Origin of the sequence: Cerasicoccus maritimus (assembly GCA_031296935.1) — a bacterium.
Lineage (GTDB): Bacteria > Verrucomicrobiota > Verrucomicrobiia > Opitutales > Cerasicoccaceae > Cerasicoccus > Cerasicoccus maritimus.
Genome location: JAVDPD010000029.1, coordinates 25,400 through 37,285, shown reverse-complemented (window position 1 = coordinate 37,285; position 11,886 = coordinate 25,400). Strand labels below are relative to the sequence as shown.

Here is an 11,886-nt window from a genome sequence, read left to right as displayed (position 1 = left end):
AGTCGAGAAGACTGGTATGCTGTGAATGGCTCAACTCTTAGCATAAACGACCATAGCCCCACGAGCATTGAAGGTCCTGGTTTGTTTGTTGATCAGGATGGAACCTTTCGCTGGAGTGTATGCCGACTTTTTAAAAACTTGAGTCTTGGCGAAGCAAACACTCCGCAACAAACGCTCCGCGTAAGCCTGGATATTCGTTTGTTCGATGCGGGGTCAACAGCAACCACCAACGCCCCCGGATTTCCTTCCTACAATGGCGGCCTTCGCTTTGGCCTATACAACACTAATAACACCGAACCGCAGGCAGACGATAATGCGGCGACCAGCGATGACTTTGGCTATCGCGTTTATTTGCCCTTCGGCACGGGAACGGCTAACCCAAGCATCGTTAAGGAAACTGGAACACAAAGCGAAATACTGACCGGCAGTGATAGCATCATCTTAGCCAGTACGGTTTACGCCAATGAACGTATCGAGGGCAACCATGTCCACAGCGCAGAATTAATGATCACGCGCATCGGCGTACAAAGCGTTGAGATTGGCATCCGCCTATTTGACGGCCCCGGACTTACTGGGAACCTAATCTTTGAGAGTGTCGCCACCGACGCAAATAGCGCGTACACAGACTTCAATCTCATCGCAATTGGTAGTTCGGAAGACGTTAGTTTTCGCATCGACAATGTAAAATGCGCAATTGGGCGTAGCCGATTCCTCCTGAATGGAGCCAAACTGCAAGATATACGCTTACGCTATGATCGTGGGGAAACGGTGATTGTTCATTTGGTGAACCGTATCCTATCAGCAGCCGACGCATATCTTTCCCCTGACCTAGCGCCAGTAACCTTCAATAACTCCTCTCCGGCTGAAAGCCTTGAGCAATCCCGCGCCGCAATGGGCAGAATTCATGTTCTGGCATTTGCTTATCTCTACACCGATAATCCTGAATATCTCGATGCCGCCATTGACATCATGACAACAGTCTCCGCCTTCCCGAACTGGGCCCCATCTCAGTTTCTCAGCGTAGCTGAAATGAGCATGGGCGTGGCCATCGGTTACAACTGGCTGTATGAAGAACTAGGCGCTAGTGAAGAGATCATCCGAAACGCGTTATACCAAAACGTACTCATGCACGCGCCATCCGTATATTCTCCTCAACCGGTCAACGTCGTATGGCATGCTTACTCGTGGGACAACAACTGGAATCCTGTTTGTAATGGTGGAATGCTGGCGGCAAGCCTGGCATTAAAGGATTTCTATCCAGATCTTGCAAAAGCTACGATTGATGCGCTGCCATCGTCTCTCGAACTCTACTTACAGCATTACGACCAAAGCGGCGTCTGGCCAGAGGGGGCCGTATATTTTAGTTACGGTGGTACATACACGGCATTTATTTTGAATGCATTGGAGAGCTCTCTGGGCTCAGATAGCAACCTCGGTCTGGCACGAGGCTTGGAATTTACTCCCGCTTTCTTCGCTCATGCTTTTGGACCAAGTGGAAGTGTTTTCAACTTCGCTGATTGTGGCTTAGGCAAATCCAATATACTTGGAGCATCAGGAGCTTTTTTATGGTGGGCCGCGCGTCATGGAAACGATGCAGAGAAACTAACTGCAAACCAATGGATGGGCAATTACGCAGATGCCGAGCGAGCCGCTTCCTTCAATGAGCTCAATTCCATAGCTGGCGTACAGAACCGAACCGATGTGCTAAATCTAATATGGCTTGCCCGGGAACCGAAAAACACTTCAACCAGCTTACCACAGGACATTTGCTTGTCTGATGGATTGTCGGAGCTTGCATTTTTCAGGGACCGAGAAAGCGGTCAATCCGCCTTGTGGCTTGGTCTGATAGCTGGCAAAAATGGTTTCCATCATTCCCATCTAGACAAAGGTTCCTTTGTAATGGAGTCCGATGGCGTTCGTTGGGCCGAAGACCTCGGAGCCGACAGCTATGATCTACCGGGATACTTTGACTACGTTGATGGCCGCTGGGACTACTATCGTACGAATAATTTCAGCCATAACACGCTTACGATTAACGGTAAATTGCAGACCATTGATGGCGCTGGAGACATCGTTGGATATATCAGCACAGACAGCTGGACACATGTTATCGTCGATCTATCGGAATTATACCCAGATGCCGCTCAAGCTTTGCGAGGAGTCGCCATGATTGATCGAGACGAGTCTCAAAACACAGCGAGAATAATCATTCAAGACGAGCTGGATGGAGTTGCTGGCGATGAGATTCACTGGGGCATGGTAACCTCAGCTTCTATCAATATTGATGGAAACGCTAAAGCGATGTTGACGAAAGATGGTAAACAGATGGAAGCCCGTATTCTTTCGCCCAATGGGGCGTCCTTTGAAATTGAGTCCACGCAACCAACCACAAATGAAGAAAATCAGAACAACAATACCCGCATGCTAGCAGTCAACTATCAGGCGGACCAAGATGAGAATTTCGTGCGTTTGGTGGTTCTTTTTCGACCAATTGGCTATGGTTGGAAAGCCACAGCGTTGCCTTCTGTCACAACACTTAGTTCATGGCCAAGCTCCTAATGGATACTTTGAGTCTTCCTAACCGAGAATCCATCTGCCCTAATTAAAGTCGACACTGCCGCTCGGGTGAATGAGCAATATTTGATACTCACAATCACAAAAAACATACCACAAAAGTGCTTTTTGTCGATTCAACGCTAAATTTGCCGCTCAGCGTTGACAAACTGCTAGTCCAGAGCTCACACATTTCAGCTACTTGCACCCAATTTTCTGCCTCCGATAAATTGATAAATCACATAAACCATTGATGATAAAATTGATGGTACTCCCGCCGGGAGTCGAACCCAGATCGACGGTACCGGAAACCGTTGTTCTATCCATTGAACTACGGGAGCATTTAATCATCAGAGACTTAAGGAGATGCGTGCGGCTCTGAAACCAGTAATTCCAAAATCCGCAATAGCAACCAACAAACCTTCTTGATATTGTAAACAGCTACTACTAGCTGCCGATTTTGGCCAGGTAAAGCCCAGAATAAGATTCAATGCTCTTTGTTGATCGTGATGCCATACAGAAACAAATTCAGCCTATTGTGCCATCAAACGGGCCTGAAAGGCAGTATCTCGTAGGAATCGTCTGACTACTATATTCTTCTGCACTAAAGGGCGCCCTCCTGTCCCCGGAGTCGCCTTGCCCAAAATCAAAAGGCGCTCTCGTCTGGTTTATGGGAGGTTAGAGCCCTAAGGAAAAAAAGTTTCTGATCGCGTGATTAAGTCTGCCCGTAATACGCATTTTTGCCGTGCTTTCGCAGGAAATGCTTGTCCAGCAATGTCTCATCAACGGCAGCCTGCCCCGGCGAGAGCGCGAGAGTCTTCAGCGCCATGTCGGCGGCCACTTCAAGCGCGAGCGCATACTCCACAGCCTTACCCCCTGAAACGTTCCAGACAAAAGGGCCGTGATCGTTGACCAATACTGCTGGAACATCCAGTGGGTTCATTCCACCAAAACGCTCAACAATGACATTGCCGGTTTCCCATTCGTATTGGCCGTTGATTTCGGCATCTGTCATTTTGCGAGTAACCGGTACTGATCCGTAAAAATGGTCGGCGTGAGTCGTGCCCAGACAAGGAATCTCACGCCCGGCCTGGGCAAACGCCACGGCGCAGCGCGAATGAGTGTGAACCACTGAACGCACGCCATACTCCGCAAACGCCAAAAACAAACGGCGGTGCGTCGGTGTATCCGACGAATAGCGTAGCTTACCTGCAACCACATTTCCATTGAGGTCCACCACGACCATGTCCTCCGCCCTCAAGGCCGCATAGTCGACGCCGCTTGGCTTGATTGCGAACACACCAACGTTCTCATCGAGAACACTTACGTTACCAAAGGTCAAATCGACCAGCCCCGTTTTCGGCAAGGCAAGATTGGCCTCGAAACACTCCTCGCGTATCGCTCGATGTTCCATGTCTAAATTCCCCGGATTCCGTAGTAAATTTCTCCTATCCGCAGGTCTTGCTTAAAGCGACGCATCTCCGTCGATTCATCAATAAAGACGCATTCCGTTCCCGCGATTTCGGCTAGCATTTCGATTTGATCGGCGGTGACGTCAAAACTGAAGGCCGTATGGTGCGCTCCGCCGGCTTGAATCCAGGCTTCGGCAGCTGTGGCCAAGTTTGGCTTGGCGTCCCAGAGAACGCGTGCCACGGGCAGCTTTGGCATATCCTGTGAAATCTCCACGCTCTCAACTTCGTTCACCAAGAAACGAAAACGATTGCCGAGATCGACCAGTGAGACATTAATCGCGGAGCCCGTTGCACCATTGAAGACCAGGCGCACTGGGTCTGCTTTACCACCGATACCCAATGGATGCATTTCCACCCGCGGCTTATGGGCAGCGATAGACGGGCAAATTTCTAACATATGGGAACCGAGACAACGGGCGTTGGCCGGATCAAAATGGTAGGTGTAGTCTTCCATGAAAGAAGTTCCTCCCATCATGCCTGGAGTCATTGCCTTGAGCACGCGCACGAGCACAGCGTGTTTCCAGTCTCCCTCTCCGGCAAAACCATAGCCATCCGACATCAGACGCTGCACTGGCAAGCCAGGCAATTGCAGCATACCATGCAGGTCTTCGAAAGTGTCGGAAAATGCCCCATATCCGCCATCAACCAGAAAGCGACGCAGACCGATTTCAATGCGAGCAGCTTCGCGCAAGGACCCATGACTTACGCCGCCTTTAACCAGCTCTGGCGACAGTTCATAAAGATCGGCATACTCTTGGCACACTGTGTCAATCTCTGCATCCGCTCCTTCGTTGATGACGGCGACCAAGTCACCAACGCCATGCGTGTTGACTTCGAAACCAAACACGCGCTCGGCCTCCACCTTGTCACCACAGGTCACGGATACGTAGCGCATGTTATCACCAAAGCGCACGATCTTCAGGTTCCGCATTTCATCCCAACCCAAGGCAACACCTGCCCACTTTGCGAGTTGCATGCGCACATCTGCAGCCTCCCAATGCCCCACGACTACCTTGCGTGGAATCCTCATACGAGTCAGCATGTGACCGTATTCCCGCCCGCCATGCGCCGACTGATTCAAATTCATGAAATCCATGTCGATGCTGTCCCAGGGGATGTCTCGATTGAACTGCGTATGCAGATGGCAGATCGGCTTGGTCAACGCATTGAGCCCTCCGATCCACATCTTGGCTGGAGAAAATGTATGCATCCAGGTAATGACGCCAATACAGCCGCGATCACTGCTTGCCGCCATCAGCATCGTACGAATTTCATCTGTAGTGGTAACGATTGGCTTGAAGACGATATCAACAGGAATCGACGAGTCAGCATTCAGCGCCAGAGCAATGACCTCAGCATTGGCCGCAACCTGCCTAAGCGTTTCAGGACCATAAAGGTGCTGGCTGCCGGTAATAAACCATACTTGTTTCATAGGTTAGATTATATATATTTTTACGATGAATGATTAATCTAGAGCATCGACTGCTGCGCGCTCCACGGACAGTCCCCGGTGGTAGCGCTCAAAGAAACGGAGAAAGCCCGTAACGTCAGCAGGCTCCGGTTCGATAACGACTCCCATGTTATCGACAAAAATGGGGTGAAGGAATTCGGGCAGTGTCTGGCGACGATCGTCCCGCATCATGTAAGACGCGAGTAGCGCAATCCCCCAGGCACCGCCTTCTCCAGCAGTATTGAGCGTCGAAACCGGCACGCCACAGGCCGCCGCCATGATGCGCTGGCCAACGTTTCCGGTTTTAAAAAATCCGCCATGCCCGCGTATTTCATCCACCTCAACACCTTCTTCGTTATAGAGAATATTGAGCCCAGTACGAAGCGCGCAGAGCGCGGAAAACAAATGCGTACGGATAAAATTTGCCAACGTAAAGCAGCTATCCTGTGACCGAGCAAAGAGCGGGCGTCCTTCAGTAAACCCCGTCACGTGTTCACCGGATACATAGCCGTAAGACAAGAGGCCGCCGCAATCAGCGTCCCCTTCGAGCGCGAGTTTTAAAAGCCGATCATAAAGCTCGTCGGTTGAGAAGTCTGCGCCCATCGTTTGAGCTGCTTCGCCAAGAATGCCCAACCAGGCGTCAATATCCGAGGAGCAGTTATTCGTGTGAGCCATTCCTACGAGCTTGCCATCGGGCGTAGTGATCAAATCAATTTCATGATGCGTCTGCGAAAGCTCTTTATCCAAAACCAACATCGCAAAAACTGAAGTGCCCGCCGATACATTGCCCGTGCGGACTTCGACACTGTTTGTTGCCACCATGCCTGTGCCAGCATCCCCCTCCGGCGGGCAAACTGGAATACCCGGTTTGAGATGACCGGTGGGATCTAATAAAATGGCTCCCTCCCTTGTCAGCTCACCTGCTCGCTCTCCAGCAACCTGCACCTGAGGTAAGATGTCTTTTAGCTTCCAACCGAAGCCTTTTTCAGCAATCAACGCGTCGAACTGAATGAGCATGGCTTCATTAAAATCCTGCGCGTCAATATTGATCGGAAACATGCCAGAAGCTTCGCCAATACCCATCGTTTTTTGTCCGGTCAATTTCCAGTGGACATACCCGGCCAAGGTGGTGGCATATGCGATGTCCGCTACGTGTGCTTCGCCGTTCAAAATGGCCTGGTAGAGATGGGCAATGCTCCAGCGTTGCGGAATCGGATAACCAAAGAGCAAAGACAGCTTTTCAGCAGCAGGGCCAGTTATGTTATTACGCCAAGTTCTAAAAGGCGCCAATTGACCATCTTGCGCATCAAACACCAAATAGCCATGCATCATGGCACTGACGCCGATGCTTTTCAGCTCAAGCAACTCGACACCAAACTTAGTCTTAACTGAATTTTGAAGATCCGCAATGCACGATTGAATGCCACTCCAAACGTCTTCCATGCAGTAAGTCCAAACACCGTCTTGAAATTTATTTTCCCATCTAACCCCACCAACAGCCACAGGAAGATTTTCCGATCCGATTAAGACCGCCTTAATGCGCGTCGACCCAAGTTCTATTCCTAGAGTGCATTGGCCGTTTTGTATTTCTTCCGAGTAGTTCTGCATAGGGAAAACCGCATAACATAAAATTAAAGCCGCTCAGGATTTTTCTGTTTCACCGAGAGACTTACGAATAGAAGCCATTTTATGGGGCAGCGCTTCACAGTAAACCTCACTGCCACTTGACAGTAATGCCACAAGCCGTCAAAATGCCCCGATGAAGCGAATCACGATGACAGATATCGCCCGGGCAGCGGGCGTCTCTAAGAACACGGTTTCGCTCTGCCTGCGCAATGATCCACAGATCCCGGCAACCACCCGGGAGCGGATTCAGCAAATTGCCGATCACTTGGGCTATCAGCGTAATCCGATTGTCGCGCACCTGATGACACAACTGCGCGACAACCAGTCCGGCAGCCCCAAAGCAACCTTGGCCCTTGTCAATGCCAACGAAAACAAACATGCGTTTCAAAACCACCCAACAATCCCAACTTATGTCGCCGGCTGTAAACACCGTGCGAATCACCTAGGCTATAACCTGGACCATTTCTGGCTCCATGATCCGGAACTAAACGGAGAACGGCTCAATAGAATACTCAAAGCGAGAGGAATTCGTGGGATTATCGTTGTCGGGCTGATGAACACGAACCAACTTCCCGGAAAGTTTGCAACCACCTGGGATACCTACCCCTGCGTTGTTACCGGCGTGCGCACCCGAGCGCCAGCGCTTCCCTTCGCCTGCACCGACCACCACATTGTGGCCCTGCGCGCATTTGAAAAAGCACTCGAACTCGGCTACCAGCGACCGGGTTTGGCATTGGACAAAACGATCGATGCACTCGTGGAAGGGCGCTTCACCGCCGGCTATCAAATTGGACAAAGCTACTTGCCACTACGTAAACGTTTAAAGCCATTCTATAAAATCACCGAAGCAAGATCAGATCCTTCATTGTTTGCAAAATGGATCAAACGTGAAAAACCAGACGTGATTTTCACCCTCTACAACATCGTCCGCCTTTGGATCAACGACCTAGGCATCCGTGTGCCAGAGGATATTGGTTTAATCCAGCTTGAGTGGCGACAGGACCGCCCCAACTGGTCTGGCATGAACCAACACAATGACCGCGCGGGCGAAGCCGCAGTCGACATGGTCATCAGCATGATTCACTCCGGCGAGTACGGCGTGCCAGAGTATCCCAGAGCAACCCTAATTGGCGGCAGTTGGGTTGACGGAGGAACCACTCGTGCAGCTTCTGATCGCCAAGTGAATGCTTCGTAACGCATTCAATAGGGATACTGAATCCAAGTTAAATCTGTAGGTCGCAACACTGGCAAAAACAGCCATCAAACATTTACCAACTTGGTTTACGGAGTCGAATCTGCGGAAAACCTGCGCGACATGGCCCACTTAGCTCGAACCGATGACAGAAGCCATTCCCTCTTAAAGGTTTGAGCATTTGGCCGATATAAAAAGACGCGCCGACATATGACGACGGCCAAACTGACCGTACCTAAAAACATTCCTCACAGCCAAGAATCCAATACCAAATATTACAATCATTGTAGGAAAACTGCGGTTCTTCTCACTTGCTGAAATCCTTGTCAGCACAAGATCATAGGAAACATGGATACCCCTTCAAATCTTAAAATATCTCGTCCGTACGTTACCAATTTTTATGCTAATTATAAATACGGGTTTACCTTAGTGGAATTGCTGGCTTGCATTGCCATCATTGCTACCTTGGGCGCTATTCTAATTCCCGCCGTAGGACATGTTCGCAAAAAAGGCGAAGCCGCAACCTGCGCCAGCAATCTGCGGCAGATCGGCGCAGCATTCCAAATGTACGCCACAGACAACAATGGTGTGCTGCCATTGGAACACTCAACGGAAGCGCAAAAGCTGGATGGCAAGGAGTGGTATTACCCGAATGTCCTCGCAACCTACGTGCCACCGCTAGAATGGGCGGCAGAAGCCCAAGGCAATGCCAGAGGCGGTGTTTGGCAGTGCCCCTCAATCGACGAAGAAACCCTATCATGGGGTGGTGGCTACTCCACCAATCGCAGCCACGTCATCCTGCCCTCAGCTGACGTCAGCAACATGGTCTATCTAAGCCAGGTAGCCCGCCCCGCCGAAATAGTAATGATCGGCGATGGCTGGTATGCCAGCCGTGAAAAAACCTGGATCAGCATGCAATGCCCGGAATGCCGCTCATGGGGCAAAACGACTGAAGCAAACCCGATTCATGACGGTGCCGCCAATATGTGCTTCCTCGATGGGCATGTCGAGCTGATCGACTACGAAGACCTTGCCGCGAACAAAAACGACATGTTCGGTCACCACCACCTGTAATTTTCAAGAACCAATGTTAAAGCCAGTATTATTCAGCCTATGCGCACTGTCCATCTTGGGCGGTGCCAACTTATATGCGAACCCAGCTGTCGAACCCACAGTGCGCAATCCTTGGCTCGACCAAGCCAACCGTATTGATGAGCGCTTACAACGAGGTCCATCCGACGTAATTTTTATCGGCGATTCGATTACCAACAATTGGGCATCAAACAGCCGCGGCAAGCCCGTCTGGGATCGCTACTATGCGCGCATGGACGCCGTGAATATGGGTATCAGTGGCGATAAAACTGAGAATATACTTTGGCGCCTCCAGAACGGAAGCCTTGACGAGACAGATCCAAAAGTCGCCGTAATCCTGGCCGGCATCAACAACATCCACCGAGACAACGCTGAGGAAATTGCCGAAGGCGTGGAGGCAATTGTGGATGAAGTGCTGACCAGTTGTCCAAACTGCCAAATAATCCTGATGGGCGTCTTCCCTCGCGGCTACAAGCCAAATGCTCCAGAGCGCTCTAAAGTAAAAGCAGTCAACGAAATACTAAGCAAAATGGACAGCAATCCACGAATTGTCTTCATCGACATTGGCGATCAGCTACTCGACGAAAACGGCATCTACACCAAAGAGATGTCCCCCGATGCCCTGCATCCCTTAGCCAAAGGCTACGAAATCTGGGCACGGGCCATTCGGTCAACTATGGAGGACATGCTCGCAAAGACCTCAGTAAATTAAAAGCAGCAATATGGTCTTTGGTCACGGGCGCACGCGCACGATACCATTTTCGACAATAATAGACGGCAAACGACAATCATATACCGTTGTTCAACATTAGACGAAACCCTATTATAACCACCGTATATTAAACAATGACGCTGAGCGCGCTTTATACGCATTCCGTCAAACAATCCCCCCCCAATCAACTCCCCTTTAATATGAAAGCATTGCTTCCAATCATCCTAACCTCAGCTGTTGCGCTGAGCGCACAGGCCAGAATTATCTTCGAAGACAATTTTGAATCCTATAGTGTTGGCCAGTCGATCGACGGCAAAGGCGGCTGGGTCGCGGATGAATCCTACAAAATTGTTAAAACAGCAGACGGTAAAGGCGTATTTTCAGGACGCACCGTAGCGGACGCAGCCATCACTCATGCCATCGAAACCCAAGAACGGACTTTTTACATTGGCGTCGATGTCGATTTTTCTCTGAGCGCATCAAATTTCTACTGGATCGCAGCCGCAAACGGCAAGGGACCAGACAATACCGCTGGCGCAATCTTCAATGCTCGCGACGGCAAGCCGCTAATCGCAGCGCGAATTCGTAAAGATAGCAAAAAGACCAAAACTGGACGCCCGGCACCTTACGATGTCCCTGCCCGCTTGGTGATCGAGATATCGTCCTATGGCGAAAAATACTCATCAACCATTTGGATCAATCCGACCAGCACTTCGGACACCCCGATACAAACCGTAACCAGTGCATTAGGCGTCAGCGAGTTGAATACATTTTTTGCACGACGGGGCTCCGTCAGTCACTCCGCCATGACCATGGATAACCTAATCATCGCAACCAACTTTGACGAGGCGCTAAACGCTAAATAGTAACGCCTACTGTGCCTCGCCTATCCCTCAAAACCATACACCCAAAAAAAGAATACAATGAAAGTCCAAACTATACTCCCGATTGCAGCACTGACAGTACTCGCGACCTCTGCCCAAGCCACCGTGCTTTTTTACGATGACTTCGAGTCCTACGAACTCGGCTCCGAAATTAACGGCCAAGGCGGCTGGACCGCAAACGCCTCCTACACCATCACCACGTTTTCCTATAATGGCACACAAGCCGTTCACTCCGGTAACAACGTGGCCGATGCAGCAATTTCCAATACTTTTGCTGCGCAGTCAGACGGAACAACAATCTACATGGGTGCCGATGTGGACTTCCGCCCTGGAGCTGCAAACACCTACTTCTTCAACCTGAGCGACTCGGCTAGCCGTGACAACTCAGCCGGAGCCAATTACCTATCGAGCGGCGTGCGCGCGCGCAACTTTGATGGCTCTGGCGGAAGCAGCGTAGGCTCAATCAACACCTACGGCGACCCGACCCGTGTAGTGGTAGAGGTTTCTGCCTCGGGCGGCCTTGGCACTAACTACGACACCGTTAAGATCTACTCACTGCTAGATGGCTACACCAGTGTCATTAGCACAGTCGTTTATGACACTGGAATCAGCTCGCTCGACACGATTTTTGGCGCGCGCGGCAGCGATACCAATGGCAACTCATTCGTCTTCGACAACTTGGTAATTGCGACAACTTTCGCTGAAGCCCAGATGACCATCCCCGAGCCTTCCACTTACGCAGCACTTGCTGGTGTTGGCGCTCTCGGCTTGGCCATGTTCCTCCGTCGCCGCAAACGCTAAGCGAAAGACTGGATTTTGATTTAGTATATTGGGGGATATACTATCCGCCTGCTGCCATTGTTAATACAGTGGCAGCATAGTGGCGAAGGCATGCGATGGGGTTT

Annotated in this window: 9 protein-coding genes and 1 tRNA gene; 6 read left to right on the top strand and 4 right to left on the bottom strand. The window is 50.7% G+C overall.

The window, feature by feature from the left end; all coding sequences use genetic code 11:
* Positions 1 to 138 precede the first annotated feature (138 nt).
* Positions 139 to 2,559: a heparinase II/III domain-containing protein gene (locus RBB62_RS16360; RefSeq protein ID WP_309400143.1), complete on the top strand. Its 2,421-nt coding sequence runs from the start codon at positions 139 to 141 to the stop codon at positions 2,557 to 2,559.
* A gap of 260 nt (positions 2,560 to 2,819) precedes the next feature.
* Here RBB62_RS16360 and RBB62_RS16355 read toward each other — a convergent pair.
* The 4 genes from RBB62_RS16355 to RBB62_RS16340 form a co-directional block, all read right to left on the bottom strand.
* A tRNA-Arg gene (locus tag RBB62_RS16355) sits at positions 2,820 to 2,894 on the bottom strand.
* A 374-nt stretch (positions 2,895 to 3,268) separates the two neighbouring features.
* The gene (gene araD, locus RBB62_RS16350; RefSeq protein ID WP_309400142.1) at positions 3,269 to 3,967 is read right to left on the bottom strand and encodes an L-ribulose-5-phosphate 4-epimerase AraD; all 699 of its coding nucleotides are present in this window, start codon (positions 3,965 to 3,967) and stop codon (positions 3,269 to 3,271) included.
* Between the two features lie 2 nt (positions 3,968 to 3,969).
* Positions 3,970 to 5,457, bottom strand: a complete 1,488-nt coding sequence (gene araA, locus RBB62_RS16345) for an L-arabinose isomerase (protein WP_309400140.1) — start codon at positions 5,455 to 5,457, stop codon at positions 3,970 to 3,972.
* Positions 5,458 to 5,490: 33 nt separating this feature from the next.
* Positions 5,491 to 7,083, bottom strand: a complete 1,593-nt coding sequence (locus tag RBB62_RS16340; protein ID WP_309400139.1) for a xylulokinase — start codon at positions 7,081 to 7,083, stop codon at positions 5,491 to 5,493.
* Between the two features lie 151 nt (positions 7,084 to 7,234).
* Here RBB62_RS16340 and RBB62_RS16335 point away from each other — a divergent pair, with 151 nt between their 5' ends.
* The 5 genes from RBB62_RS16335 (at position 7,235) to RBB62_RS16315 (ending at position 11,782) form a co-directional block, all read left to right on the top strand.
* Complete coding sequence (locus tag RBB62_RS16335) at positions 7,235 to 8,296, top strand: LacI family DNA-binding transcriptional regulator (RefSeq protein ID WP_309400138.1); 1,062 nt, start codon at positions 7,235 to 7,237, stop codon at positions 8,294 to 8,296.
* A 345-nt stretch (positions 8,297 to 8,641) separates the two neighbouring features.
* Positions 8,642 to 9,367 (top strand): prepilin-type N-terminal cleavage/methylation domain-containing protein, encoded by a 726-nt coding sequence (locus RBB62_RS16330; RefSeq protein ID WP_343219101.1) that lies wholly within the window; start codon positions 8,642 to 8,644, stop codon positions 9,365 to 9,367.
* A gap of 13 nt (positions 9,368 to 9,380) precedes the next feature.
* Entirely contained in the window at positions 9,381 to 10,097 is a 717-nt protein-coding gene (locus RBB62_RS16325; protein ID WP_309400136.1) for a GDSL-type esterase/lipase family protein, read from the top strand.
* A 200-nt stretch (positions 10,098 to 10,297) separates the two neighbouring features.
* On the top strand, positions 10,298 to 10,963 hold the full coding sequence (locus tag RBB62_RS16320; protein WP_309400135.1) for a hypothetical protein: 666 nt from the start codon (positions 10,298 to 10,300) through the stop codon (positions 10,961 to 10,963).
* A gap of 57 nt (positions 10,964 to 11,020) precedes the next feature.
* A complete protein-coding gene (locus tag RBB62_RS16315) occupies positions 11,021 to 11,782 on the top strand; it encodes a PEP-CTERM sorting domain-containing protein (RefSeq protein ID WP_309400132.1) in 762 nt (253 codons plus the stop codon).
* Positions 11,783 to 11,886 lie beyond the last annotated feature (104 nt).

Bases quoted from the DNA above. Each gene is read 5' to 3' on its own strand.
- RBB62_RS16330 (WP_343219101.1), top strand. From the start codon at position 8,642: ATGGATACCCCTTCAAATCTTAAAATATCTCGTCCGTACGTTACCAAT.
- araA (WP_309400140.1), bottom strand. From the start codon at position 5,457: ATGAAACAAGTATGGTTTATTACCGGCAGCCAGCACCTTTATGGTCCT.
- RBB62_RS16340 (WP_309400139.1), bottom strand. From the start codon at position 7,083: ATGCAGAACTACTCGGAAGAAATACAAAACGGCCAATGCACTCTAGGA.
- RBB62_RS16325 (WP_309400136.1), top strand. From the start codon at position 9,381: ATGTTAAAGCCAGTATTATTCAGCCTATGCGCACTGTCCATCTTGGGC.
- RBB62_RS16315 (WP_309400132.1), top strand. From the start codon at position 11,021: ATGAAAGTCCAAACTATACTCCCGATTGCAGCACTGACAGTACTCGCG.
- RBB62_RS16335 (WP_309400138.1), top strand. From the start codon at position 7,235: ATGAAGCGAATCACGATGACAGATATCGCCCGGGCAGCGGGCGTCTCT.
- araD (WP_309400142.1), bottom strand. From the start codon at position 3,967: ATGGAACATCGAGCGATACGCGAGGAGTGTTTCGAGGCCAATCTTGCC.
- RBB62_RS16320 (WP_309400135.1), top strand. From the start codon at position 10,298: ATGAAAGCATTGCTTCCAATCATCCTAACCTCAGCTGTTGCGCTGAGC.